Annotated in this window: 21 protein-coding genes and 1 pseudogene; 15 read left to right on the top strand and 7 right to left on the bottom strand. The window is 64.9% G+C overall.

What is annotated here, in order from left to right:
* The first annotated feature begins 64 nt into the window (after nucleotides 1-64).
* The 3 genes from AC1DSF_RS05315 to AC1DSF_RS05305 all read left to right on the top strand — a co-directional run bounded on the left by AC1DSF_RS05315 (nucleotide 65) and on the right by AC1DSF_RS05305 (nucleotide 3,585).
* On the top strand, nucleotides 65-919 hold the full coding sequence (locus AC1DSF_RS05315) for a lytic transglycosylase domain-containing protein (protein WP_478182430.1): 855 nt from the start codon (nucleotides 65-67) through the stop codon (nucleotides 917-919).
* 83 nt (nucleotides 920-1,002) lie between these two features.
* On the top strand, nucleotides 1,003-3,387 hold the full coding sequence (parC, locus tag AC1DSF_RS05310) for a DNA topoisomerase IV subunit A (RefSeq protein ID WP_478182429.1): 2,385 nt from the start codon (nucleotides 1,003-1,005) through the stop codon (nucleotides 3,385-3,387).
* 21 nt (nucleotides 3,388-3,408) lie between these two features.
* Nucleotides 3,409-3,585, top strand: a complete 177-nt coding sequence (locus AC1DSF_RS05305) for a hypothetical protein (RefSeq protein WP_478123812.1) — start codon at nucleotides 3,409-3,411, stop codon at nucleotides 3,583-3,585.
* 16 nt (nucleotides 3,586-3,601) lie between these two features.
* On the opposite strand, the gene AC1DSF_RS05300 is transcribed toward AC1DSF_RS05305, so the two are convergent.
* Nucleotides 3,602-4,711, bottom strand: a complete 1,110-nt coding sequence (locus AC1DSF_RS05300) for an MBL fold metallo-hydrolase (RefSeq protein ID WP_478182428.1) — start codon at nucleotides 4,709-4,711, stop codon at nucleotides 3,602-3,604.
* Between the two features lie 118 nt (nucleotides 4,712-4,829).
* Here AC1DSF_RS05300 and AC1DSF_RS05295 point away from each other — a divergent pair, with 118 nt between their 5' ends.
* The gene (locus tag AC1DSF_RS05295; protein ID WP_478123810.1) at nucleotides 4,830-8,378 is read left to right on the top strand and encodes a patatin-like phospholipase family protein; all 3,549 of its coding nucleotides are present in this window, start codon (nucleotides 4,830-4,832) and stop codon (nucleotides 8,376-8,378) included.
* 9 nt (nucleotides 8,379-8,387) lie between these two features.
* Here the strand turns inward: AC1DSF_RS05295 and AC1DSF_RS05290 are convergent, their stop codons facing one another.
* Entirely contained in the window at nucleotides 8,388-10,094 is a 1,707-nt protein-coding gene (locus AC1DSF_RS05290) for a hypothetical protein (protein ID WP_478123809.1), read from the bottom strand.
* A 146-nt stretch (nucleotides 10,095-10,240) separates the two neighbouring features.
* Here AC1DSF_RS05290 and AC1DSF_RS05285 point away from each other — a divergent pair, with 146 nt between their 5' ends.
* The 8 genes and pseudogenes from AC1DSF_RS05285 to AC1DSF_RS05250 all read left to right on the top strand — a co-directional run bounded on the left by AC1DSF_RS05285 (nucleotide 10,241) and on the right by AC1DSF_RS05250 (nucleotide 17,109).
* Nucleotides 10,241-10,912 (top strand): amino acid ABC transporter permease, encoded by a 672-nt coding sequence (locus AC1DSF_RS05285; protein ID WP_478123808.1) that lies wholly within the window; start codon nucleotides 10,241-10,243, stop codon nucleotides 10,910-10,912.
* 5 nt (nucleotides 10,913-10,917) lie between these two features.
* Nucleotides 10,918-11,571: an amino acid ABC transporter permease gene (locus tag AC1DSF_RS05280; protein WP_478123807.1), complete on the top strand. Its 654-nt coding sequence runs from the start codon at nucleotides 10,918-10,920 to the stop codon at nucleotides 11,569-11,571.
* A 141-nt stretch (nucleotides 11,572-11,712) separates the two neighbouring features.
* Nucleotides 11,713-12,510 carry a transporter substrate-binding domain-containing protein gene (locus tag AC1DSF_RS05275; protein ID WP_478123806.1) on the top strand — a complete coding sequence of 266 codons (798 nt, stop codon included), beginning with the start codon at nucleotides 11,713-11,715 and terminating at the stop codon, nucleotides 12,508-12,510.
* Nucleotides 12,511-12,536: 26 nt separating this feature from the next.
* On the top strand, nucleotides 12,537-13,316 hold the full coding sequence (locus AC1DSF_RS05270; protein ID WP_478123805.1) for an amino acid ABC transporter ATP-binding protein: 780 nt from the start codon (nucleotides 12,537-12,539) through the stop codon (nucleotides 13,314-13,316).
* A gap of 19 nt (nucleotides 13,317-13,335) precedes the next feature.
* A complete protein-coding gene (locus tag AC1DSF_RS05265; RefSeq protein WP_478123804.1) occupies nucleotides 13,336-14,082 on the top strand; it encodes a sugar phosphate isomerase/epimerase family protein in 747 nt (248 codons plus the stop codon).
* A 4-nt stretch (nucleotides 14,083-14,086) separates the two neighbouring features.
* Nucleotides 14,087-15,034 (top strand): annotated as a pseudogene (locus tag AC1DSF_RS05260) (sugar kinase); the annotation flags it as partial.
* 27 nt (nucleotides 15,035-15,061) lie between these two features.
* A complete protein-coding gene (locus AC1DSF_RS05255; RefSeq protein ID WP_478123993.1) occupies nucleotides 15,062-16,069 on the top strand; it encodes a 2-hydroxyacid dehydrogenase in 1,008 nt (335 codons plus the stop codon).
* Between the two features lie 14 nt (nucleotides 16,070-16,083).
* Nucleotides 16,084-17,109 (top strand): LacI family DNA-binding transcriptional regulator, encoded by a 1,026-nt coding sequence (locus AC1DSF_RS05250; RefSeq protein WP_478123992.1) that lies wholly within the window; start codon nucleotides 16,084-16,086, stop codon nucleotides 17,107-17,109.
* On the opposite strand, the gene AC1DSF_RS05245 is transcribed toward AC1DSF_RS05250, so the two are convergent.
* The 5 genes from AC1DSF_RS05245 to AC1DSF_RS05225 all read right to left on the bottom strand — a co-directional run bounded on the left by AC1DSF_RS05245 (nucleotide 17,106) and on the right by AC1DSF_RS05225 (nucleotide 20,923).
* The gene (locus tag AC1DSF_RS05245; RefSeq protein WP_478123803.1) at nucleotides 17,106-17,885 is read right to left on the bottom strand and encodes a cyclase family protein; all 780 of its coding nucleotides are present in this window, start codon (nucleotides 17,883-17,885) and stop codon (nucleotides 17,106-17,108) included. The two genes, AC1DSF_RS05250 and AC1DSF_RS05245, sit on opposite strands and share 4 nt — an antisense overlap.
* 26 nt (nucleotides 17,886-17,911) lie before the next feature.
* The gene (locus tag AC1DSF_RS05240) at nucleotides 17,912-18,295 is read right to left on the bottom strand and encodes a RidA family protein (protein ID WP_478123802.1); all 384 of its coding nucleotides are present in this window, start codon (nucleotides 18,293-18,295) and stop codon (nucleotides 17,912-17,914) included.
* Between the two features lie 14 nt (nucleotides 18,296-18,309).
* Nucleotides 18,310-19,293, bottom strand: coding sequence for a Bug family tripartite tricarboxylate transporter substrate binding protein (locus AC1DSF_RS05235; protein WP_478123801.1), 984 nt, complete (start codon nucleotides 19,291-19,293; stop codon nucleotides 18,310-18,312).
* Nucleotides 19,294-19,340: 47 nt separating this feature from the next.
* Nucleotides 19,341-19,721 carry a hypothetical protein gene (locus tag AC1DSF_RS05230; RefSeq protein ID WP_478123800.1) on the bottom strand — a complete coding sequence of 127 codons (381 nt, stop codon included), beginning with the start codon at nucleotides 19,719-19,721 and terminating at the stop codon, nucleotides 19,341-19,343.
* Between the two features lie 65 nt (nucleotides 19,722-19,786).
* Entirely contained in the window at nucleotides 19,787-20,923 is a 1,137-nt protein-coding gene (locus tag AC1DSF_RS05225; protein ID WP_478123799.1) for an aminotransferase class V-fold PLP-dependent enzyme, read from the bottom strand.
* A 35-nt stretch (nucleotides 20,924-20,958) separates the two neighbouring features.
* Here AC1DSF_RS05225 and AC1DSF_RS05220 point away from each other — a divergent pair, with 35 nt between their 5' ends.
* The 3 genes from AC1DSF_RS05220 (at nucleotide 20,959) to amaB (ending at nucleotide 24,583) form a co-directional block, all read left to right on the top strand.
* Entirely contained in the window at nucleotides 20,959-21,651 is a 693-nt protein-coding gene (locus tag AC1DSF_RS05220) for a Crp/Fnr family transcriptional regulator (protein ID WP_478123798.1), read from the top strand.
* 227 nt (nucleotides 21,652-21,878) lie between these two features.
* Nucleotides 21,879-23,081 carry a saccharopine dehydrogenase family protein gene (locus tag AC1DSF_RS05215; RefSeq protein WP_478123797.1) on the top strand — a complete coding sequence of 401 codons (1,203 nt, stop codon included), beginning with the start codon at nucleotides 21,879-21,881 and terminating at the stop codon, nucleotides 23,079-23,081.
* Nucleotides 23,078-24,583 (top strand): L-piperidine-6-carboxylate dehydrogenase, encoded by a 1,506-nt coding sequence (gene amaB, locus AC1DSF_RS05210; RefSeq protein WP_478182427.1) that lies wholly within the window; start codon nucleotides 23,078-23,080, stop codon nucleotides 24,581-24,583. The genes AC1DSF_RS05215 and amaB overlap by 4 nt, the downstream gene beginning before the upstream one ends.
* Nucleotides 24,584-24,591 lie beyond the last annotated feature (8 nt).

Genomic DNA, 24,591 nt, shown 5'->3' with positions numbered 1-24,591 from the left:
ATTTGTGACGTTGCGGACGGCCTGGCGGGGTCGCACGACCTCATAGTGGCGGATGGTCGTTCCCATGCGGATGTCTTTGCTGTCGATGTTGCTGGCCTGTGGGCTGGCCGTGTTGGCGCCACCGGCGCGGGCGGCTGACATCTACGGCTACGTCGACGACAAAGGCGTGGGGCATTTCGCATCCGAGAAGCTCGACGGCCGTTATCAGCTTTTCTTTCGTGGCGGGCAGAGCTTCGATACCGCGAATGGCATTGGCATGTGGGGTCGCGCCGGCAAGCGCCCGATCGACGGCAAGGTGCCGCGCGCATCCCAGGCGTTGCTGGCGATGTTCGAATCGTCTCCCGGCTACAAGACGGCGCAGGGCGCGATGCGCGAGTCGGCGCGCCAGCTTTCGATCGACTACGAACTGCTCCAGGCGCTCATTGCCACCGAGTCAGGCTTCGATGCGCAGGCCGTGTCGCCCAAGGGCGCGCTCGGTTTGATGCAGGTGATGCCGGCGACCGCCGAGCGCTACGGTGTCGCGGCCGACAAGCGATCGTCGATCGAGAAGAAGCTCTTCGATCCGCGCATCAATATCGCCACCGGCTCGCGCTACCTGCGCGACCTGCTCGGCATGTTCCCCGGACAGCTCGAGCTGGCGCTGGCCGCCTACAACGCGGGCGAGGGCGCCGTCCAGCGTGCGGGCAACAGGGTGCCCAACTATCCCGAGACGCAGAACTACGTGACCACCGTGTTGCAGCTTTACGCCTATCTCAAGCCTTCGGCTGCGGTCGGCCGAGGCAAAGCGCCGTCGCGCATTCGCATGGAAATGGGTGTGCCGGCGGGTGGGGCGCTCGGCCGTGGCAATATGCCGCCCGACGCACGTGACAGGCCGGTGATGCCGGCCTTGCCCGAGCCGGCGGGTTCTCCGTTGCAATGAGTTCGCAAGTTTCCACATTGGGGTGAGCACGCCGAGGCCGCTCACCCTGCTATCAATTTTTTCCTGTTTTTCCTGATCTCTCCATGGACTCCCAACCGACGCTCGATTTCCAGAGCCCCGAAGACGACAGCGCGCTGACGCTGGCCGACTATGCGCAGACCGCGTACCTCGAATACGCGCTGAGCGTCGTCAAAGGCCGTGCATTGCCCGACGTCAGCGACGGACAGAAGCCCGTGCAGCGGCGCATTCTTTATTCGATGTCCCGCATGGGCCTGGGCTTCGGCGGCGCCAACGGCACCGTGGGCGCCAAGCCCGTCAAGAGTGCGCGCGTGGTCGGCGACGTGCTCGGCCGATTCCATCCGCACAGCGACCAGGCGGCCTACGACGCGCTGGTGCGCATGGCGCAGGATTTCTCGCAGCGCTATCCGCTGGTCGACGGGCAAGGCAATTTCGGCAGCCGCGACGGCGATGGCGCCGCGGCCATGCGCTACACCGAAGCCCGTCTTGCGCGCATCACCAGTTTGCTGCTCGACGAGATCGATGAAGGCACGGTCGACTTCATCCCCAACTACGACGGCTCGACCGAGGAACCGCGCCTGCTGCCGGCACGGCTGCCCTTTGCGCTGCTGAATGGCGCGAGCGGCATTGCCGTTGGCTTGGCCACTGAAATCCCGAGCCACAACCTGCGCGAGATTGCCGACGCCTGCGTGGCGCTGATCAAGTCCAACGGCAAGCTCGGCGATGAAGAACTGCTGGGCTTCGTGCCGGGGCCGGACTATCCGGGCGGCGCGCAGATCATCAGCAGTGCGGCGGACATCGCCGAGGCCTATCGCACCGGCCGGGGCTCGCTCAAGGTGCGCGCGCGCTGGAAGATTGAAGACCTCGCGCGCGGCCAGTGGCAACTCGTGGTCAACGAACTCCCGCCCGGCGTCAGCACGCAGAAGGTACTCGAAGAGATCGAGGAAATCACCAATCCGAAGGTGCGTGCCGGCAAGAAGGCCTTGAGCGCCGAGCAGACGCAGTTGAAGGCTGCCGTGCTGGCCGTGCTCGATGTCGTGCGCGATGAGTCGAGCAAGGACGCGCCCGTCCGTCTGGTGTTCGAGCCCAAGACCTCGCGCATCAGCCAGGAGGAATTCATCGGCACGCTGCTGTCGCAGACTTCGCTGGAAAGCTCGTCGCCGATCAATCTCACGATGGTGGGCATCGACGGCAAGCCGACGCAGAAGTCGCTGCGCCAGATGCTCAACGAGTGGATCGCCTTCCGCGAAGTCACGGTCGAGAAGCGCTCGCGCCATCGGCTCAACAAGGTGCTGGACCGCATCCACATCCTCGAAGGGCGGCAGCTGGTGCTGCTCAACATCGACGAGGTGATCGCCATCATCCGAGCGGCCGAGGACCCGAAGGCTGCATTGATCGCGCGCTTCAACCTGAGCGATCGGCAGGCCGAAGACATCCTTGAAATCCGCCTGCGCCAACTCGCACGGCTCGAGGCCATCAAGATCGAGCAGGAGCTCAAAGGGCTGCGCGAAGACCAGAAGAAGCTCGAAGAAATCCTTGGGAGCCCGGCCGCGCTGCGCCGACTGCTGGTGAAGGAGATCGAAGCCGACGCAAAGAACTTCGAAGACCCACGGCGCACGTTGATCCAGGCAGAGAAGCGCGCAGTCGCCGAGGTGCGCGTGATCGACGAGCCGGTCACCGTGATCGTCTCGCAGAAGGGCTGGGTCCGCACGCAGAAGGGTTGGGCGAGCGAACGTGCGGCCGGCGCCGCCGCGCCCGAATACAGCTTCAAGTCGGGTGACGCGCTGTATGGCGCCTTCGAGTGCCGCACGGTCGACACGCTGCTCGTCTTTGGAACGGCCAAGGACAAGAGCGTGCGCGTCTACAGCGTGCCGGTGGCCTCGCTGCCGGGCGGACGCGGCGACGGCCAACCGGTCACCACGCTGATCGATCTGGAAAGCGGCACGCACGTGGCGCACTACTTCGCGGGGCCGCTCGGCGCCAATCTGCTGCTGTCGAGCACGGGAGGCTTCGGCTTCATTGCCGCCGTGGAGAACATGATTTCGCGCCAGCGCGGCGGCAAGGCCTTCATCGACGTGGGCGAGGGCGAGCAGTTGTGCAGACCTTCGCTGGTGGGCGGCGCGGGTGGCGCCGAGCCGATGCCTGCGGCGACGCACGTCGCCTGCGCGTCGACGGGCGGACGCATCCTCACCTTCGAAATCGCCGAACTCAAGGCACTGCCGAAGGGCGGCCGCGGTCTCACGCTGATCGACCTGGAAGCCAAGGACACGCTCGCGGGCGCGGCGGCCTACACGCGCAGCGTGAAGATCGAAGGCGTCGGTCGCGGCGCGAAGGAACGTGAAGAGACGCTGGAGATCCGCACGCTGAACAACGCGCGCGCCACGCGTGCTCGCAAGGGCAAGGCAGCGGATCTGGGCTTCAAGCCCACGAGCATCGCGCGCGTGCTGTAACCCCAGTCACGAAAGAAAAAGATGGAAGCCGGCGTCATCGGACTTTTCATAGCGGTCGTGAGCGGCTTCGGGAGCTTCATGTTCGGCCGCTGGCTTTCGCGCAAGCGGCGCGAGAAAAAGGCGGCACAGGCGCGCGCGGCTGAACACGCATCGCAGAGCCGGCAGGTGCGGCGCGCCCGCGAGCGCCAGCGCCGCTGAAGGTGATGAAGGACCGCTAACGCAAGCCCTGCCACCAGCGGACGTTGGTCCGCGGCTGGCCGATCGTGAGCACTTCGCCGAGTGTCGGCGTCGCCAGGACGATGTGCTTGCCTTCTGCCGTGGCCGCGATGCGGTCAAGCGGGTCGTGCCAAGTGTGGAACGCGAGATCGAAGGTGCTGTTGTGCACCGGCAAGAGCACCTTGCCGTTCAGGTCTTCAAAAGCCTGCGCGCCCTGTTCGGGTGTCATGTGAATCGAGGGCCAATAGGCATCGTAGGCACCGTTCTCGATCATCACCAGATCGAAGCCGCCAAAGCGCTCGCCAATCTGCGCGAAGTGCTTCGAATAGCCGGAGTCGCCGCTGTAGTAAATGCGCTGATCGCCGCTCTGGACCACCCATGAAGCCCAGAGCGTCTTGTCGCGGTCATTGATGGTTCGCCCCGAGAAGTGCTGCGAGGGCGTGGCCGTCACTTGCACGCCGCCTTGGGTGCGGGTCTGCCACCAGTCCAGTTCGGTGATGCGATCCGCGGGGACGCCGAGCTCAATGAGCCGCGCCTTCACGCCAAGCGGAACGAAATAGCGCTGCACGCGCAGCGCGAGGTACTCGATGGTTCCGGCGTCGAGATGGTCATAGTGGTCATGCGAGATAACCACCCCTTCGATGGGTGGAAGTTGCTCCAGTGTGATGGGCGGCTTCTCGAAACGGTGCGGCCCGATCCACTGGAAGGGCGAAGCGCGTTCGCTGAACATCGGATCCGTCAGCCAGTATTTGCCATGCAGCTTGAGAAGGTTCGACGAATGCCCGATGCGCATCACATGATTGGCTTTGGGGTCCAGTGCTTCGAGCTCTTCGATGGTGACGGGTCGAACCGGAATGGGATCGACCGGCACTGCACCAGTCTTGGTCTCAAAGAGAAAGCGCGACCAGATCTTCCATTGGCTTTGGGTAGGTAACGCGTCTGGATTGGGCGGATTTCGAAAGCCACAGCAGTCGAATTGCGGCGATGCCGCGTAAGGGCTTTCGCAGGCGCCGTGCGTTGCGCAACTGGCGAGCAGCCCGCAGAAGGCAATCAGCAGGCTCGCAAACGCGCGGCGAGGCCATTCTGGGGGCAAGAGGAGTGGTTGCATTGGGTGCGGAGCTTAACCAACCTGGCGAGCACCACCCTGCGCTCCGGCATAGGCCGTTAGAGCCATTGATGCACGGCGTCAACCATGAAATATTGCAATCCACACGACGAGGAGCGGCATGGACGAGACCATCCAGAAGCTGGTTGCCGAGCGTCGCCGCGCACTCTATGGCGACGATGACGGACGACGGCCCTGGGGTTTGGCGCTCTCCGGCGGAGGCATTCGCAGCGCCACTTTTTGCCTTGGGCTTCTCAAGGCGCTGGCCAGCCATCGGCAACTGCTGAAGTTCGACCTGATCTCGACGGTGTCGGGCGGGGGCTACATCGGCGGGACGCTGGGGCGCTTGTGTACCAATGCCAATAGTCCCGACGAAGTGCGCGAGATCGAGCGCGCGCTCGGCGATGTCGATCGCTCCAGATTCGGATGGTGGCTGCGCGCCAATGGCCGCTACCTGATCCCCGGCGGCCTGCGCGACTCGCTCTTTGCGGGCGCGCTCTATCTTCGCAATCTGCTGGGCACGCACATCGAACTCGCGATCGCGGCGAGCCTGATCGGCATGGTGCTGGCTGCGACCAACCTGCTGCTGTGGGACGCGGTGTTCCGCGCGGTCGATCTCAACAGCGTGCCGCCCGACGTGGTGAGCAGCGTGGCCCAACTCGATTCGTTCCAGTACCTGCGATTGCTGGTGGAGTGGGCCACGTTATGGCCGACGCTGTGGTTCACGCTCGTGGGGCCTTTCCTTGCGTCTGTCGTGCTGGCATGCGCGTATTGGTCGGTGCGCGACAAGCCGTCTGCTTCGTCGATGCTTCTTCAGATCGCGATGTGGCTCGCACTCGGCGCGGGCGCGTGCTGGATCGGCGGGCCGCTGGTGGAGCGCTTCAGCGGACCCTTGTGGATTGCGCCCGCTTTCGTGGGTTTTGCGCTGTGCTGGGTGATTGCACTGCTCTGGGTGCTGTACTACAGCCGAAAAAAGAACGCGGCGGCCTTGCGCAATGAACTCACGGACCGCTTGGCGTCGGTGATCAACACGGCATTGCTGATCGTGATGCTGGGCCTTCTCGACCGCACGGCCTGGTGGTTGGCCGCCGAAGACCAGCAGCAGCGCGTCTCATACGGTGCGGCGTTGTTCGTGGTTGCCGCGGCGCTGCGGGGGGTGCTGCCAATGCTGCTGTCGCACCGGCAGGAAATCCCCGGGGTCGGCAAGACGCTCGTGTTGACGCTGGCAAGCCTGCTGGGGCTTGTCCTGGCCTTCTGCCTTGCGGCTTGGTGGGTGTCGGTGGTTTACGTGGCGGTGCTGCTCCCCGTGTTTACGCCCGCGGGACTTCAGTTCACGCGAGGCTGGGCCTGGCTCGGAACAATCGCGGTGATCATCGGCAGCTACGCGCTCGTGACAGGGCGCAACTTTGCCTTTCTCAACGTGTCGTCGTTGCACATGTTCTACAAGGCACGCATCGTCCGGGGCTATCTGGGCGCCGCCAATGCGAAGCGTCTCGGCGCCAGTCCGACCGATCAGGTGTCGGGGCTGGAGCCACCGGAAGTGCCGGTGGGCGAGGTCGATCCGCATGACGATATCTCGCAGCACGCATATGCACCGCAGACCCACGGCGGGCCCGTGCATCTCGCGAACGTCTGCATCAACCAGACGCACGACACCAAGGACCGGCTCTTCAACCGCGACCGCAAGAGCCAGCCGCTGACCATCGGTCCGCAGGGTTGGATGCAGGCCGGTGGCGCGAAGTGGATGCAGGCGCATGGCGATGGCGCGCTCACGCTCGGCGCGTGGATGGCGATCTCAGGCGCGGCCTTTGCACCGGCGATGGGCCGCCTGACCAAGCGCGGGCTTGCCGCGTTGTCGGTGTTCGCGGGCCTCCGGCTCGGCTACTGGTGGAACAGCGCCGAAGCCGGCATCGCACAGCGTGGGGCGGTCGTGCATGCGAGTCCGCTGCTGATGAAGACGCGGTTCCTGCTCCTGGAGTGCTTTGGCGCATTTCCAGGCAGCAGTTCGACCAACTGGTACCTGAGCGACGGCGGCCACTTCGAGAACACCGGCGCCTATACGTTGCTACGCCAGGAAGCCGCGTTGATCGTGATCGCGGATTGCGGCGCCGATCCCGAATATCGCTTCTGCGACCTCGAGGTCCTCATCCGGCGTGCGCGCATCGACCTCAATGCAGACATCACTTTCATGAAGCCGCGTCCCGGCGCGGAATGGACGCACCTGGAAGCCTTTGGCTCGCTCAATGATCTGTCGTCGCCGAGCAGCCAGGCCTGCCTCGCATTGGCTCAAGTGCGCTATGCGAGCGGGGCGACGGGGCAGATCGTGCTGGTCAAGCCCAACGTGTCGGCTTCGCTGCCGGTGGATCTGGTGAACTTCAAGGCGGCCAATCCGCTGTTTCCTCAACAGCCGACGACGGACCAGTTCTTCGACGAGGCGCAATGGGAGAGCTACTTCCGCCTGGGCGCGGAGATCGGCTACAGGCTCGAAGACGAGATGCTTGCGCACGTGGCCATGGGCGCGCCTGGCTTGTTCGTGCCCGACGACGGTCAGCCGAACGCCGCGGCGCATCCGGCCAAGGGCGACGACAAGGACAGCACTGCGGCGGCCGCTGTCGGATCGATGAGCCGCCTGCAGGCGCGAGTGCTCAGGGCGGGCGCCGTGACCGCCTCGATCGGCATCGGCACGGCTGCAACCTTCGGCGTAGCGGCCTGGCAAGGGATCGACAGCTGGCGCGTACAGCGCGCGGACCAGGAGAAGGCCGAGAACGCAGCCTTCAAGGACCTCACCGAGCGTTGGGCGCATCTGCATTCGGGCAACGCCACGGGCGACGCGCCTGCGTTGCTGGCGGCCGAATTGCTTCGCACGGGCGATCTGCTGTGCAGGGAAGGCAGCGACAACTTCATGGCCAAGTTCCGGTTGTCCGTGCGGATGGTGGACGACGCGAAGCAAGCCTGCTTCAACGAGGCGTTGCCGCAGCGCTCGCCCGCATGCGCTCGATTGCTCGATCCGGGCAATGGCATCGACTGCCTCCAGCCGGCGCAAGCGCCTCCGTGCGCACCGCTGTACTGGGCACGCGACTACAGCGGCCAGACGGGTTCGAAGCAGAACTGCAGCGGAATCCTGCCCGAGCCGTGGCCGATCGCGGCATGGGTGCGCGATGTGGTGACGGAATTGCGCGACAAAGTACAGGTGGCCGCGGCCCCGCCATCCCCGCCACCCCCGCAGCCTGCGCCTTCGGCCACGCCGCCGCTGGATTCGGCGAACGGCGTCCCATCGTACGGCTCGTCGTCGCCCGCCACGCCTGAGCCAGCACCTCCGGACGTCTGTGCCGGCGCGGTGATCTACATCCAGACCTACGGCACTGCACTGCGTGACAAGGCGCGCACGTGGCGAGGTCCCTGGCGCGCGTTGGGCGCTTCTGTACCGCCGATCGAAGATGTGCTGAGCACTTCGCGGCGTGCGGGCCGCTCGCCGCCGGTGGGGCATCCCGACCCGACGGTGGTCATTCGCGAGGAGTCGTCACGGGCTTGTGCGCAGGCACTGATCCGGACCGCGGCGTCGCCCACGGGCCAACCCTGGGTCATCAAGCTGCTGCCGAGGGCGATCACGGCCGATCCCGGTTCGATCGAAGTGTGGCTGCCCCGGATCAAGGATCCGGCAGCGAGTTGAAGTCGAACATCAGTCGGAGCCTTGTCGCCAGACCTTCGCCAGCACGCCCAGCTTGCTGCGGAAGGTGTGGCGTTCGTCGGAAAGCACGTCGATGAAGTCGGACAGCCGCCGCGATTTCACCATCGTGTAGACCGTGAGCCAGGTCGTGAACGCGAAAGTCACGCCGAACCAAAGCAGCTTGCGCCACATCGGCGAATCCGCTTCGGCCAGGAGGTTCATGCCGAGGAACCCGGTCGTGATGGTGCCGATCAGACCGAACAAGGTCACCACCGTGAGCCGCACGACCGTGTTGGCCTGCCGGCGAAGGCTGTCGGCTTCGAGGTAGGTGTTCATGTCCGCGATGCGCTCTTTGAGCTCGTCATAGAGCGGATCGAGGCCGAGGTGCGTGGTGCACAAATGCGATAGCGCACGCACTTGTGCCTGCTCGGAGATTTCGTGGAACCAGTAGCGATGCGTGAAGCGCAGGAAGCCTTCGAAGCTCCCGCGGATCGCACGCTTGAATCGCTTGACGCTGGCAATGTCGTGGATGTCCAGGTTGCGCAATGCTTCGACGAGCTTGTCCGAATACATCAGCAGCGCCGCCTTCTGGAAATGCGCGATGAGGAACAGCAGGAAGTGCTGGTGACGAAACTGCGCCAGAACGCCTCGGTCGCGGCAGCAGAAAAACTCCGAATCGGCTTGGCCCACCACGATGAGCGCGCGGCCATTGCACAGGTAGCGCGTGTTCGGTGCCGCTCCGGCGTTGACCCAAAAGCGGTCGTAGCAATAGCGCTGCTCGAAATCCACCATGAGATCGTCCGGCAAGGGCAGGGGGCCTGTGCCCGACACCGCGGGCTCCGCCGCGCCCGAAACGAGGGCGAGCCGGATGAAATCGGAACGCGACAGCCGTCTCGGATCATCGAGCGCCAGATACGCCATCACGGGCATGCGGTAGTACTCGATCTGCCGATAGCGCAACTCGCCGTGCTCATCGGAATGATCGATCACCAGCGGCCGCATCAGCCACGCCCAATGCGCGGCAATGCGGGGCGCACGGTGCTCCGCGACGTGAGACAGGAAGGGCTCGCGCTGCTGCGCGTCGGAGGCTGACAACACCGTGCCATCCGCGGCCAGCCACTCGACGCTGTGCATGCAATGCAGCGCAGCGCCTTTCGCGTCCCACCCGCCGGGGTATGCGCGGCCAAAGCGATAGAGGATCTCCTGCGCTTGCGGCAGGCTGAGGTTGTCGGCCCCGACTTCCATGTTGAGGATCACCACGTCGACGTCGAAGAAGAAGTAGAGATCGACGTGCACCATCTTCAGTGTGATGGGCGCGTCGCCCGATCGCGCCACCACCCGCACGGCTGCCACATCGCTGCGGCGAAATACGCGCATCGGCGAATCGCTCCCGGAGCCTGTGCCGCCGCCCTGTTGCCCCTTGCGCCCGTCGCCGTAAAGAAAACGCTGCACGTAGGGCAGGAAGCTCACGAACTCGTTGTAGTGCCGCTCGTGAAAGCGATCGCTGCCGCCGGTGTATTCGTCGATCTCTTCGCGCCATGGCGATGCATCGCCGAGATCGCGCAAGACCTGCCACGGGCCGCGATGCGCGTGGCGCGGCTGTGCCGTCGGCATCAGGCGCAAAGGCCAGAGCAGCGTCTGGCGAAGGTGATGCACCGCGGGCGCGTTTTCGCCGGCGGCGTGCTGCGTTTGCGCTTCCGATGTTTCGGTGATCAGCATCGCGCCAGTGTAGGCACGCCGGGGTCTTAGGGGAATCCCTAGGATGGTGCTGAAACCGGTTTCACATATACTGACTCGCACCGCGGCGACGTTCGCTCGACGCGCCAACGCACCATTCCGAACCCGCATTCAGTCGCCGCTCTTCCGTGCACTATCAATTCCAGTTCGACGCTGTTTTTGCGGCATGGCCGCTGCTGCTGAAGGGCACGTGGATCACCATCCAGCTCTCGCTGGTCGCCACGTTGCTGGGCCTGGTGGTCGCCATCTTCTGCGCCTGGGGCAAGACTTCAGGCCCTGGCTGGCTGCGCTTCATCGTCAACGCCTATATCGAGATCATCCGCAACACGCCATTCCTGGTGCAGTTGTTCTTCTTTTTCTTTGCGCTGCCGGCGATCGGCTTGCGTTGGTCGCCGTACACGGCGGCGCTCACGGCCATGGTGGTGAACCTTGGCGCCTACGCCGCCGAGATCGTCCGCGCCGGCATCGAATCCATTCCCAAGGGCCAGATCGAAGCGGGCAGGGCGCTCAATCTCAAGCCTTGGGAGATCTTTCGCTTCGTGATCATCAAGCCGGCCCTCAAGGCGATCTACCCGGCGCTCACGAGCCAGTTCATTCTGCTGATGCTGAGTTCGGCGGTGGTGTCGGTGATTTCGGCTGATGACCTCACATCGGTCGCCGCCAACCTGCAATCGCAAACGTTCCGCAGCTTCGAGATCTACATCGTCGTGGCGTGTATCTACCTGGCGCTGGCGCTGTCGTTCTCGGCGCTTTTCAAGCTGATCTACAGGCGCACCCTCAACTATCCGGATCGGCGCTGAGCACCATGCGTACCTTCGGTTTTCCAGAATTCTTTTTCATCCTCCAGGCCGCTCAATGGACGCTGGCGCTGTCGCTGATCGCGTTCATCGGCGGTGCGATCCTGGGGCTTGTGATCGCGCTCGCGCGCACGTCCGAGAACAAGATCGCGCGTGTGCTCTCGACGGGCTTCATCCAGATTTTCCAGGGCACGCCGCTGCTGCTGCAACTGTTCCTGATCTTCTTCGGCGCGCCAGTGCTGGGCCTGGACATCAATCCATGGATCGCCGCGGGCGTGGCGCTCATCCTGAACAGCGCGGCCTTCCTCGGCGAAATCTGGCGCGGGTGCATCGAAGCGATTCCGCGCGGCCAGTGGGAAGCCGCGCAGGCGCTCAATCTCAACTACACGTCACGCATGCGCGACGTGGTGCTGCCGCAGGCTTTCAAGATCGCGCTGCCGCCGACGGTGGGCTATGTGGTGCAGATCATCAAGGGCACCTCGCTCGCGGCCATCATCGGGTTCACCGAAATCACGCGGGCCGGGCAGATCATCAATAACGCGACCTTCCAGCCGCTGCAGGTCTTCACGACAGTCGCCGCGATCTATTTCGTCATCTGTTGGCCGCTGTCCTTGGTCGCCGCGCGCATGGAGCGCAAGCGAGCGCGGACCCTCGGTAGATGAAGTACTCCCCCATGCTTCGCGCACTTCGTGTCTCTGCGCAAACCCCCTCGCCGGGGGCAACACCAGCGGCCCGGCAAAGCCGGTTCCGCGGTGTTTCGTGAATTCCATTCTTCTCGTCCGTTCAATGAAGGAGCTTTTGACATGATCCGTTCTACTACCCGCCGCGCTGCCATTGCAGCGTTGGGCCTGGGCGCCGCGCTGACCGTATTCGCGCCCCTCGCATCCGCGCAGTCCGTGGCCGACATCAAGAAGAAGGGCGAAATCACCATCGGAATGCTGGTCGACTTTCCGCCTTACGGCACGACCAACGCGCAGAACCAGCCCGACGGCTATGACGCCGACGTCGCCAAGCTGCTCGCGAAGGACTGGGGCGTGAAGGCCAACATCGTGCCGGTCACCGGCCCCAATCGCATTCCCTTCCTGCTGACCAACAAGGTCGACTTGCTGGTTGCTTCCCTGGCGATCACGCCCGAGCGCGCCAAGCAGGTCCAGTTCTCGCAGCCTTATGCGGCGGCGACCATCGTGCTCTACGGCAAGACCAGCGCGCCTATCAAGAGCGCCGCCGATTTGAAGGGCGTGCGCGTGGGTGTCGCTCGCGCCAGCACGCAAGACGTCGCTGTGACCAAGGCCGCGCCCGAAGGCACGGAGATCCGCCGCTTCGACGACGACGCGTCGGCCATGCAAGCGCTGATGTCGGGGCAGGTCGATGCGATCGGTGCGTCCACCACCGTTGCCGCGCAGATCGCCAAGCGCGTGCCCGCCAACACCTACGAAAACAAGTTCACGCTGGTGCAGCAGAACATGGGCATCGCGATGCGCCCGGGCCAGGAAGACCTGCTCAAGAACGTGAATGAGTTCGTGCAGAAGAACACCGCCAATGGCGAGCTGAACAAGCTCTACCAGAAGTGGTTGCAGACCGACCTGCCCAAGCTGCAGTAAGCGCCAGGCCTTTCCAGGGAACATCCATGACCGACGCAGTCACGACCGACGCCGGCACCGATCCGATCATTCGGATGGATGCGGTGAACAAGTGGTACGGTACTTTCCAGGTGCTGACCGGCATCGACCTTTCGGTGCGCACCGGCGAACGCATCGTGATCTGCGGGCCTTCGGGCTCGGGAAAGTCGACGCTGATCCGCTGCATCAACCGGCTTGAGACAGTGCAGCAGGGGCGCATCGTCGTCGACGGCATCGATCTCACCGCCGGCGGCAAGAACGTCGATGCGGTCCGGGCCGAGGTCGGCATGGTGTTCCAGCAGTTCAACCTGTTTCCGCACCTCACCATCCTGCAGAACTGCACGCTCGCGCCCATGCGTTCGCGCGGCATGTCGAAGGCGCAGGCTGAAGAGGTCGCGATGAAGTACCTCACGCGCGTGCGCATTCCCGAGCAGGCGAACAAGTACCCGAGCCAACTCTCAGGTGGCCAGCAGCAGCGTGTCGCGATTGCACGCGCGCTTTGCATGTCGCCCAAGATCATGCTGTTCGACGAGCCCACTTCGGCGCTCGACCCCGAGATGGTCAAGGAAGTGCTCGACACCATGATCGGCTTGGCCGAAGACGGCATGACCATGCTGTGCGTGACGCATGAGATGGGTTTTGCGCGCAGCGTGGCTGATCGCGTGATCTTCATGGCCGACGGCAAGATCATCGAGCAGGCGCCACCGGCCGAGTTCTTCGGCAACCCCCAGAACGAAAAAACGCGCCAGTTCCTCGGCCAGATCCTCAGCTCGCACCAGGCGCATTGATGCGTCGATCACCCACGGTATGACGCAGGTACTGATTTCTCTCTCATCATTCGGCGCTGCCGAAATCGGCCGCCATGGCCAGCTCTGGTGCGCGCAACTTGCCAAGGCGGCCGGCGCCGACAGTGTCGAAGTGCGCGGCGAGATGCTGCGCGACCCTGCGACCGAACTCCCTGCGCTGGCGGGTCTGGCGTCGGTGTATTCGAGCCCTGAGGGCCTCTGGGCAGAAGGCGGGTGGCTCGACAGCGCAGCGCTGGCGCGGGGCATTGCAGCCGCCACGAGCGTAGGTGCCAAGCGGCTGAAGATGTCGATCGGCGCTTTCGGCTCGTCGTCGCACGGCTCGCTGTGGGGCCTCAAGGTTCAATTGGCCGAGACGCGCATCGAACTCGTCATCGAGAACGATCAAACCGTTTCTGCCGGGACGCTGCCCGCATTGCAAGCGTTCTTCGATGCTGCCGATCATGCCGGGCTCGATCTGGGCATGACCTTCGACATGGGCAATTGGCACTGGGTCGGCGAATGCCCCCTGCAGGCAGCTCAGGCGTTGGGACGCCGGGTGCGCTACGTGCATTGCAAGGGTGCGCAGCGCCTTCCGGCCAAATGGGTCGCTGTCCCTCTGGCCGAATCCGCGGCGCCTTGGCGGGCCGTGCTGCGCGCGCTGCCTGCCGACGTTCCCCACGCCATCGAATATCCGCTGATCGGCGACGATCTCCTGGCCGTCACGCGCGACCAGATCGCGCAGATCCGCGCCGCACGCGCCACGCCGTGAAGTCATGACCAATACCGAGTTCGATGTTGCGCTGTTCGGCGAAGCCATGTTGCTGCTGGTGGCCGATCAGCCCGGCCCGATCGAGAACGCCACCGCGTTCCACAAACGCACGGCCGGTGCGGAAACCAACGTCGCCATCGGCTTGTCTCGCCTCGGGCTCAAGGTCGGCTGGGCCAGCCGACTCGGCACTGATTCGATGGGCCGCGCGCTGCTCGCCGCCATGAAGGGCGAAGGCATCGATTGCTCGCACGTCATCTCCGACGCGACGCAGCGCACGGGCTTCCAGTTCAAAGGGCGCGTGCTCGACGGCAGCGATCCGCCGGTCGAATACCACCGCAAGGGCTCCGCCGCGAGCCACATGGGTCCCGGCGATGTCGATGAGGACTGGCTACGCTCCGCGCGCCACCTGCACGCGACAGGCGTGTTCGCAGCGATCTCGGACACCAGCCTGCCGGCCGCGATCAAGTCGATGGACGTGATGCGCAGCGCCGGCCGCACCATTTCGTTCGACCCCAACCTGCGGCCGACGCTCTGGTCGTCGACGGAGACGATGCGGCACTGGATCAACGAGCTCGCTTCGCGCGCCGACTGGGTCCTGCCGGGCATCGAGGAGGGCCTGATCCTCACCGGCGAAACGACGCCCGAAGGCATCGCGAAGTTCTATCGAAGGCTGGGCGCGAAGCTGGTGGTGGTCAAGCTGGGTGCGGGGGGCGCCTACTACGACAGCGACGTCGCTGGCGTCGGGCTTGTCGAAGGTTTTCCGGTCGCGGAAGTGGTCGATACCGTCGGCGCCGGAGACGGCTTTGCTGCGGGTGTCATCAGCGCGCTGCTCGAAGGCAAGTCAGTGCCTGATGCGGTTCGGCGCGGCGCCTGGATCGGCGCACGTGCGGTGCAAGTGCTCGGCGACACCGAAGGATTGCCGACGCGCGCTCAACTCGAAGAGGCTGGCATCGAAGGCTCCCAGGGGGCGGCAGCCGCCTTGGGGCGGCCCGGCGGCGGTTGGACTCGCAAGAAGGTTCTCGTCTTTCGCGAAATCCCGGACGATCAACTGGCTCGCCTGCAAGCCAGGCACGACGTTACCGTTGCCAATCCGCGCGTGCCCGCGCAGCTTGGGGCCTTCGATGCTGCGCTTGCGGAAGCGCAGGGGTTGATCGGCTCCAGCTATCCGATCGACGATGCGCTGCTCGCGCGCGCACCCAAGCTCGAAGTCGTGTCCAGTGTGTCGGTCGGTGTCGACAACTACGCGCTGCGGTCGATGCACGCCCGCGGGATCATGCTGTGCCATACGCCCGGCGTGCTCGATCAGACGGTGGCTGATACGGTGTTTGCACTGCTCATGGCGACCAGCCGTCGCGTTGTGGAGCTTTCAAATCTTGTTCGCGAGGGCGCCTGGACCAAGAACATCGGCGAAGACCTGTTCGGCTTCGACGTGCATGGCAAGACTCTGGGGCTACTGGGCTTTGGCCGCATCGGCCAGGCGATCGCGTGGCGCGGGGCCTTGGGCTTTGGCATGCCGGTGCTCTATCACTCGCGCCGGCCGGTCGATCTTGCCGCGCACGCGCCCGAACTGCAGGGGCGGGCAACTCACACGCCGCTCGATGCACTGCTTGCCCAGTCCGATTTCGTGGTCGCCATGCTGCCGCTGTCGGACAGCACGCGCGACATGATCGATGCCAAGGTGTTCGGCGCGATGAAGCCGGGCGCCATCTTCATCAACGGCGGTCGCGGTGCGACGGTTCGCGAAGATGCGCTGCTCGCGGCACTCGACCAAGGCACGCTGCGCGCCGCGGGCCTCGACGTGTTCGCGGCGGAACCACTGCCCATGGGTTCGCCGCTGCGTACCCATCCGCGCGTGACGCCATTGCCGCACATCGGCTCGGCAACGCACGAGACGCGCCACGCCATGGCCGAACTTGCCACCACCAATCTGCTTCGCGCACTGGCGGGCGAACGGCCGCTTGCCGTCTACGACACGGCTTCGGCTTGACCGCGCCAATCCCGATGCAGCGAACGGGGCGCGCGACCATTGCCGACGTGGCCAAGGCGGCCGGCGTTTCGAAGGCCACGGTCTCGCGATTCCTGAACCATCGGGAGCGATTGCTGAGCCCCGACATCGCGGTGCGGGTCGAAGCCGCCGTTGCGCAACTCGACTACACGCCGAGTCCGATGGCGCAGGCGCTGAGCCGGGGCCGCTCGCGACTCATCGGGTTGATCGTCGCGGACATCACCAATCCTTATTCGGTGGCCGTGTTGCGCGGCGCCGAGAAGGCCTGCCAGGATGCCGGCTACCTCGTGATGCTGTTCAACCTCGGCAACGATGTCGATCGCGAGCGCGAGGCGATCGACGCGCTGACGGGCTATCAGGTCGATGGCTTCATCCTCAACACACTCGGCCGCGGTGCCGGCCTCGTCGACGCCGATGCGCTGCACGGAAAGCCGGCGGTGCTCGTGGACCGTCGTCATGCCGGCATGCACACCGATTTCGTCTCGCTGGACAACGTGGACGCGATGAAGTCCGCGTGCGGCCATCTCGTCGACGGCGGCTTCCGCGAATTGCTGTACATCACTGAGCCGTTGAAAGGCGTGAGTTCGCGGCGCGAGCGCTCTGCGGCCTTCGGCGCCTGCATGAAGGCGCATGAGCCGCGTGTCTCCGGCGAGGTTTTCGAATGTGCCGGGGAAGACAGCGAGGGTCTCGACGCCGCGTTGCGTGCGCTGCACAAACGCGCTCGCCGTGGCCGCCGCGCTGCCGTGCTGGCTGGCAACGCGGTCGTGACACTGCGCGTTGCCACGGCCATGGCGCGGCTCGGATTGCGCTTCGGTGCGGACGTGGGCTTCGTCGGTTTCGACGACCCGGAATGGGCTCCGCTCATCGGGCCTGGGCTCACTGCTGTCGCGCAGCCGACCGATGCGATCGGCCGCACCGCCGCTGCTTGCCTGATCGAACGGCTGCAAGGCTTGGAGGGTCCGCCGCGGCAGCTGTTGCTGCCTGGCGAACTGGTGATTCGAGGCTCGTCGAGCCCGGTTTAAGACTCCACCAGCGCAAGCACGCGCAGCGGACTCCCCGAGCCTTCCTGGATCTTCAGCGGCGCCGACACGATCAGCGCTCCGGTCGGAGGAAGCTGATCGAGGTTCTTCAGGCACTGCAGCCCATACCGGTTGGCCCCGTGCATCAGCGTGTGGCATGGGTAGGGCACCGGCCAGCCGTAAGACTGACCGGCGTCGGTGTTGATGGTCTCCACGCCGAAGCCGTGCACGTTCCGCTCGCGGATCAGCCATTCGACAGCCGCCTGGGTTGGCCCCGGCGTGTGGGCGCCGTCTTCGCGCATGTTGACGAACGAAGCGGGATCACTGAGCCTCTTGGACCAGTCGGTGCGAAAGAGCACCCAGGCGCCTTCCGGAATGCGACCGTGGGTGGCTTCCCAGGCCTGGAGGAATTCGACCGTGAGCAGCCAGTCGGGGTTGCCCGCTACTTCGGCGCTGGCGTCGACGACGACTGCGGGTGCGATGAAGTTGTCAGGCGCGATGGTGTCGACCGTGTTGCTCTCATGGTCCTTGCCCGTGACCCAGTGCGCGGGCGCATCGAAGTGCGTTCCGGTGTGCTCGCCGCAAGAGAAGTTGTTCCAGTACCAGCCGGGGCCGGCCTCGTCGTAGCGCGAGATGCGCTCCATCTTGAACGCTGCCACCTGGCCGAACTGCGGCGGCAGTTGCAGGGGAGGAAAGTCTTCGCTCAAGGTGTGCGTGAGGTCGATCGTGCGAATCGTCTGGTTGCGCATGGCCTGCGCGAGTTCAGTCAGGATGGTCATCGGGTCCTCTGAAGAAAAAAGAGAAATCAAACGCTGCGCCGCGCGGTCACTTCGAGTTCGACCTTGGCGCCTTCGACGGCCAGGGCGCTGCAGAGTGTGGTGTTGGCCGGACGGTTGCCGCCGAAGCGTCGCCGCAGCACGTGGCTGACTGCGATGACATCGCCTCGATCCGGAATATAGACGCGTACGCGGACCACGTCAGCAAGGCTGGATCGCGCCTGGGCGAGTGCGTTTTCGATGGTGTCGAGAGCGACCTCGCACTGTTGCTCTGCGGTGGCGGGAAACTCGCCGGTCGCGAAGTCCTGTCCCAGCGTGCCGGAGACGAAGACCCACTCGCCGTCGATCACCGCGCGCGAGTAGCCGGCCAGTTCTTCCCAGCGCGAGCCGCTCTGGATGAATTCGCGTGCCATGCCAGAGGCTTCGGTCATTGCGGCTTGAAGCCCGACTCGCGGATCACTTTGCTCCAGGTGCGGTTGGCGTCGATCACCCATTGCGCGACCTCGCGGCCCGGCGCCGGATCGACCTCATTGCCCATCTTGGCGAGCCGTTCCTGCAGTTCGGGCTCCGCGAGCACGGTCTTCACCGCCTTGTCGAAAGACTCGACGAATTCCGGCGACATGCCCTTGGGGCCGAAGAAGGCCAGCCATGGATTCTTGTCGATGCCGCTGAAGCCGAGTTCATGGAAGGTCGGGATGTCCGGCGCCGTCTTGCTGCGTTCCTGGCCCGAACTGGCGAGGATGCGCACCTTGCCGTTGCGGTGGTACTCGATCAGCTCCGTCATGGAGGCAATGCCGATGGGGATCTGTCCGGCCAGCAGGTCCTGCACCATGGGCGCGCCGCCTTTGTACGGCACCGAGTTCATCGTCACGCCAAAGGACTTGCCGATGATGTGGCCGATGAACTGCGGCACGCTGCCGGCCGCGGGCACGCCGTAGTTGGCTTCGTTGGGGTGCGCCTTCACCCAGGTGCCGAGTTCGGCCATGCTTTTGACCCCGATGGCGGCGCTGACGGCAAGCACGTTGTAGTAGCCCGCCACGCCAGCCAGCGCGGTGAAGTCGTTCACCGGGTCGTAGCCGGCGGCGGCGACGGTAAGGGGAATGATCACCTGCGTATGGTCGATCGACAGCATGATCGTCGAGCCATCCGGGGGTGCCGCCTTGAGCAACTGCGCGGCAATCTGACCGCCGGCGCCGGGCTTGTTGTCGATGACGAAGACCTGTCCATTCATGGCTTTGCCCAGCTTGTCGACGATGGCGCGCGCGACGACGTCTGTGGCCCCGCCGGGAGGAAAGCCGACCAGCACGCGGATCGGGCCGCTGTAGGGCTTCGTCGCGGCGAACAAGGGTGACGAGAGCGTTGGCGCGAGCAGGGCGGCGGTGATCGCCTGGCCGAAGTGACGTCGTTTCATGGCTTCTTCCTCGTGGTGTCAATGAACTGGCGGTGCGATACGCGGTGCTATGCGCGGTGCTTCACTAGATCGAGCCGCGCCTGGATCAACAGCACCTCGACCTCGTGGCATCGGACGAGGCGCAGCCAGCGGTCGTCGTCCATGCCGGGCGTGCGCGACGCATGGAGGCTGATTCGGCAGCATTCGTTGTCTTGGCCGAAGATGGTGCCGCGCTCGACCACTGCGCTGATGCGCGGGCTCAAGGCATCAGGCGAACTGCCGACGTGATAGACCACCGTGAGCTGCGCAGCGTCTGCGACAGGGCGGACCCAGCTCGGTTGATCGTCGAACAGCGAGTGGCCCTGAACCACGTCGCCGCCGACCGACCTCGTCTGCCAGCAGCCCATCGCCCATTGGCCAAGTTGCAAGCCGTCGGCAAGAAATGCCAATGCGGCATCCGCGGGCACCCGGCAGACGGCCGAAGCGCAATGGGTTGAGGACGGATGTATGGCCATCAGCGAGTCAGGCGCGCCAGTTCGCGCAGTGCGCCGACGACGTCGTCTGCGGTGTTGTAGAAGTGCGGGGCGATTCGGATCACGTCATTGCGCGCTGAGACAACGTAGCCCCCTTGAAGCATCTGTGCCTCGACCTGAGCGGCATTGGGGATGCGGATTGCCGTGTTCGCGCCCTTGGCTGAAGGCATTGGCGGGCTCGCCACCGACAGGCCCAGGCGCGCAGCCTCTTCGAGCGCAACCGCGGACAGTTGCGCGAGGTAAGCCTCGATGGCGGGCACGCCGATCTCGTTGAGCAGGCCGATGCTGGCGCGCGCCACGCTCGCGCACATCATGGGCGGTGTACCGGTGTTGAAGCGCTGTGCACCGGCGGCGAAGTCGAGCTTTCCGGGATCGAATTCGAACGGGTTCACGCGGCCGAACCAGCCGGTCACTGTCGGCGTGAGCTGCTGGGCCAGTTCGGGCCGGACATAGAGAAAAGCGATACCCGGAATTCCGAGAAGGTACTTCTGTGCACCGGCGGCGAGCACGTCGACGTCCTGCGCGCGGACGTCGATGGCGATCGATCCGGCGGACTGGTAGGCGTCGACAAACTGAATGGCGCCGCGCTTGCGCGCCTCGCGTCCAGTGGCAGCAATGTCGACGATCTGCCCGTCATAGAAGCAGGCGTGCGAGACCGATACCAGCGCCGTCTGCGTGTCGATGGCGGCGGCAATGCGGCGCGTCGAATCTGTGCTGCCGGCATGGCCCTGCACGAAGCGCACTTGCGCGCCGCGCGGCTGCTGCGCCAGCCACACGTGGCAGAGCGATGGGAAATCGAGCGTGGTAGTGACGATGTCGCGGCGATCGCCCTCGAAACGGATCGCCGAAGCGATCGTCGATGCCGCGTCGGACACGCTGCCCAGCACGGCGATGTCGTCCGCATCGGCATGGATCATGCGAGCGAACTCGGCGCGCGCCAATGCCACCTGATCCATCCAGTAGCCCCAATCGGCGCCGCGCCGCACCCAGACGTCGAGGTATTCGTCGATCGCCTGCTTGACCGGCAGGCTGAGTGCGCTTTGTGAGCAACTGGACAGCTGGATCACGTTGTCCAGGATAGGGAAGAGCTTCCGGTACGAAGAGAATGGATGTTTCATGAACTTGCCTTGTGCAACGACAAGGCCTTGAGGCGATGAACAAGATTGCCGAGATGGCAGCTTCCCCTTCGGCATGGATCGAGGTGCCGCACTTCGGCTGGAACACGCTGGTCGCGGACGGTGCGCCCACGGTGTCGTTTCGCAAGGGGGAAACCCTGTATTCGCAGGGCGAGCCCGTCACGCACGTGTATGTGGTGGAAGAGGGCCGGGTGCGGCTGGTGCTGCTGTCGGAGGCCGGCCACGAGAAGCACATGGCGATCGTCGGCACGCACGGCATGGTCGGGGAGTGCAGCGCGTTTCTCGATGGCCGCCACTCTGTCAGCGCCGTCGCATCGTCCGACGTCATCGCGCGCCAAGTCGAGCGCGCGACGCTTTTGCAGCACATGGAACGCGATCCGGAATGCCTGCGGCAAGTGCTCTGGCTGATGAGCGTCAAGCTGCGCGTGCTGGCAAACCAGAACCTGCTGCTGAGCCAGGCGACAGCGGCCCAGCGGGTGATCCATCATCTCGTGCAGCTGGCCGACACGTATGGGGAGGTGCATGCGGCGGGTGTTGCCATCCGCATCTCCTTCACCCACCAGGAGATGGCCAACATCACGGGCCTCAGCCGCGTCATGACGTCGAACGTGCTGATCCAGCTTCAGGACGGGGGGCTGATCGAGATGGCCAAGTCGCATTGCGTGATTCGCGATATGCAGGGGTTGAGGCGTCGTGCGCCGGGTTTGTGAAGCGGTGAAGGCTTGCAGGCCAGTTTAGGAATGCGTCTGTGAGCCGTATGTCAACGGCTTTACATCGGCCTAAGTTTTTTTGGGGGCCGGGCTTTCGGCCCTTTCGACTGTCCTTGTCGTCGTTTCGTCCGAACAGCGCATGTCTTCGCCGCAATGTCAGCTTCCTTCTGCCAGCAGGCAGCTTTAGAGTTTCCTCAGCGCTCAAGAAAGTCGCGCGAGGAGGTCTCATGAACGCTTTCAATCCTCTGATCAACAAGGTGCTGGTGTTGGGGGCCGGCAAGGTCGGCACCACGGTGGCAGACATGCTCGCCGAGTACCACCACCTGCCGGTCACGCTGGCCGACCGTGTCCATCCGCCGCACGACCTGAGTGATGGGTTCGTGTCACGCGCGATCATCGACGTCGAGAACGAGCCGGCGCTCTCAGCGGCTGTCGCAGCTCACGACGTGGTGATCAGCGCGCTGCCCTTCTATCTGGCCGCGCCTGTTGCCGCCGCAGCCCGCGCCAACGACGTTCACTATTTCGACCTGACGGAGGACGTGGCTGCCACGGGCGCGATCCGTGCCATGGCTGTCGGCGCGAAGTCGATCTTCATGCCGCAAAGCGGGCTCGCACCCGGCGTGATCGGAATGCTCGGGAGTCACCTGGCTGGGCGCTTCGACGAACTCTACGACCTGCGCTTGCGCGTGGGCGCGCTCGCCCGTCATGCAACCAACGGCCTGCGCTACAACTTCACCTGGAGCATCGACGGGGTCATCAACGAATACTGCCAGCCGTGCGCGGCCATCGTGCAGGGAAGGCCAGTCTCGGTGCAGCCGCTGGAGGGCAACGAGACGCTGGTGCTCGATGGCGACACCTACGAAGCCTTCAACACCTCGGGCGGGTTGGGGACGCTCTGCGAGAGCCTCGCTGGCAAGGTACGGAATCTCGACTACAAGACGATCCGCTATCCCGGCCACCGCGATGCCATGGCCTTTCTGCTGCACGATTTGCGGCTGATCGAGCGCCGCGACCTGCTGCGACAGGTGCTCGACCAGGCCGTGCCGCACAGCCGCGAGGACGTGGTGATCGTGTTCGCATCGGCATCCGGCTTGCGAGGCGGACGCTTTGAGCAGGAAACCCGCATGGCACGCATCCACGGTGGGCGGCTGCGCGGCGTGGAGCGCACTGCCATCGAGCTGGCGACCGCGGCAGGCGTGGTCGGTGTGTTCGAGTTGCTTCGCAAGGGGCGTTTGCCGGCGAGCGGATTTGTCGGGCAGGAACAGGTGGAACTCGAAGAGTTCCTCGCGACGCGTGTCGGCGGTTGCTATGCCGCGCTGAGCTCGTTGCAAAACGGCGCGGCACCAGCGAGCACCCATCGCAGCCCGAGCTTCGCTCATACTTGGCCGCCACAGGCGCGGCGTCGCGCGAGGAAGGAGCCCAGCGCATGAATGATCTCCACGACATCTTCAAGCGAAGCGGAATCGCCGCGCACGAGCTTTCCGGCGGCACGCTGGCCGTGCGCTCGGCGGTCGACGGCGCCGGACTTGCCCGCTTGCACGAAACACCGATGGCGTCCATGCCGGACGTGATCGCGCGTTCGGCCGCCGCCTTTCGCAAGTGGCGCGAGGTGCCGGCGCCTGCACGCGGCGAGCTGGTCCGGCTGTGGGGCGAAGAGCTGCGTAGCGCAAAGGCCGACATCGGTCACATCGTGTCGGTCGAGGTCGGCAAGATCGCCCAGGAAGGCCTCGGTGAAGTGCAGGAGGGCGTCGACATCTGCGAATTCGCGCTCGGCTTGTCGCGGCAGCTTTACGGCAAGACCATCGTCTCGGAGCGGCCCGGGCACCGCATCATGGAGCAATACCACCCGCTGGGGCCGGTGGCGGTCATCACGGCTTTCAACTTTCCCACCGCAGTTTTCGCGTGGAACGCGGCCATTGCGCTGGTGTGCGGCGATCCGGTGATCTTCAAGCCTTCGGAGAAAGCGCCCTTGTCAGGGCTCGCGACGTTCAGGGCCTTGGAGCGCGCCATCGTGCGATTCGGCGATCGCGCGCCGGAAGGACTCGCGCAGATCGTCGTCGGCCGTGCGGCACAGGCGCAGGCACTCGTGGATAGCGTAGACGTCGCGCTCGTGTCCGCGACGGGATCGACCCGAATGGGCCGCGAAGTCGGGCCACGCGTCGCCGCGCGCTTCGGCCGCCGCATTCTCGAACTCGGTGGCAACAACGCGATGATCGTGACGCCTGCCGCCAATCTCGATATGGCGTTGCGGGCGATCCTGTTCAGTGCGGTGGGCACAGCGGGGCAGCGCTGCACGTCGCTGCGCCGGCTCATCGTCCATCGCACAGTCAAGGACGCTCTGCTTGCGAAGCTGCTTTCGGCCTATGAAAGTCTGCGGATCGGGCATCCGCTGGAAGAGGGCACGCTGGTCGGCCCGTTGATCGACGAGGCGGCCTACGACGCGTTGCGGCGAGCTATCGACGATGTCGAGGTGCAAGGCGGTCGCATCCTCACGGGCGGTGATCGCGTGCTGGCCGACCGCTTTCCGAAAGCCTTCTACGTGCGTCCGGCCATCGCCGAGATGCCGATGCAAACCGAACTGGTCCGCCGTGAAACTTTCGGGCCGTTGCTCTATGTGCTCGGCTACGACGATCTCGATTCGGCCATCGCCATGCACAACGATGTTCCGCAGGGGCTGTCGTCGTGCATCTTCTCGAATGACTTGCGCGAGGTGGAGCGCTTCATCTCGGCGTCGGGGTCGGACTGCGGCATGGCGAACGTCAACATCGGCCCGAGTGGTGCGGAAATCGGCGGTGCGTTCGGCGGCGAGAAGGAAACCGGCGGTGATCGCGAGAGCGGCTCGGATGCATGGAAGCAATACATGCGGCGCACGACCAACACCATCAACTTTTCGGCCGAGCTGCCGCTGGCACAGGGCATCCGGTTCGGGTGATCGTCCCA

The sequence above is a fragment of the Variovorax sp. 01N429 genome (genome assembly GCF_056399425.1).
This window is presented reverse-complemented; position numbering and strand designations above follow the sequence as displayed.

Coding starts and splice junctions, on each gene's coding strand:
- AC1DSF_RS05315 (WP_478182430.1), top strand. CDS start 65: ATGCGGATGTCTTTGCTGTCGATGTTGCTGGCCTGTGGGCTGGCCGTG.
- parC (WP_478182429.1), top strand. CDS start 1,003: ATGGACTCCCAACCGACGCTCGATTTCCAGAGCCCCGAAGACGACAGC.
- AC1DSF_RS05305 (WP_478123812.1), top strand. CDS start 3,409: ATGGAAGCCGGCGTCATCGGACTTTTCATAGCGGTCGTGAGCGGCTTC.
- AC1DSF_RS05300 (WP_478182428.1), bottom strand. CDS start 4,711: ATGCAACCACTCCTCTTGCCCCCAGAATGGCCTCGCCGCGCGTTTGCG.
- AC1DSF_RS05295 (WP_478123810.1), top strand. CDS start 4,830: ATGGACGAGACCATCCAGAAGCTGGTTGCCGAGCGTCGCCGCGCACTC.
- AC1DSF_RS05290 (WP_478123809.1), bottom strand. CDS start 10,094: ATGCTGATCACCGAAACATCGGAAGCGCAAACGCAGCACGCCGCCGGC.
- AC1DSF_RS05280 (WP_478123807.1), top strand. CDS start 10,918: ATGCGTACCTTCGGTTTTCCAGAATTCTTTTTCATCCTCCAGGCCGCT.
- AC1DSF_RS05275 (WP_478123806.1), top strand. CDS start 11,713: ATGATCCGTTCTACTACCCGCCGCGCTGCCATTGCAGCGTTGGGCCTG.
- AC1DSF_RS05270 (WP_478123805.1), top strand. CDS start 12,537: ATGACCGACGCAGTCACGACCGACGCCGGCACCGATCCGATCATTCGG.
- AC1DSF_RS05265 (WP_478123804.1), top strand. CDS start 13,336: ATGACGCAGGTACTGATTTCTCTCTCATCATTCGGCGCTGCCGAAATC.
- AC1DSF_RS05250 (WP_478123992.1), top strand. CDS start 16,084: ATGCAGCGAACGGGGCGCGCGACCATTGCCGACGTGGCCAAGGCGGCC.
- AC1DSF_RS05245 (WP_478123803.1), bottom strand. CDS start 17,885: ATGACCATCCTGACTGAACTCGCGCAGGCCATGCGCAACCAGACGATT.
- AC1DSF_RS05240 (WP_478123802.1), bottom strand. CDS start 18,295: ATGGCACGCGAATTCATCCAGAGCGGCTCGCGCTGGGAAGAACTGGCC.
- AC1DSF_RS05235 (WP_478123801.1), bottom strand. CDS start 19,293: ATGAAACGACGTCACTTCGGCCAGGCGATCACCGCCGCCCTGCTCGCG.
- AC1DSF_RS05225 (WP_478123799.1), bottom strand. CDS start 20,923: ATGAAACATCCATTCTCTTCGTACCGGAAGCTCTTCCCTATCCTGGAC.
- AC1DSF_RS05220 (WP_478123798.1), top strand. CDS start 20,959: ATGAACAAGATTGCCGAGATGGCAGCTTCCCCTTCGGCATGGATCGAG.
- AC1DSF_RS05215 (WP_478123797.1), top strand. CDS start 21,879: ATGAACGCTTTCAATCCTCTGATCAACAAGGTGCTGGTGTTGGGGGCC.
- amaB (WP_478182427.1), top strand. CDS start 23,078: ATGAATGATCTCCACGACATCTTCAAGCGAAGCGGAATCGCCGCGCAC.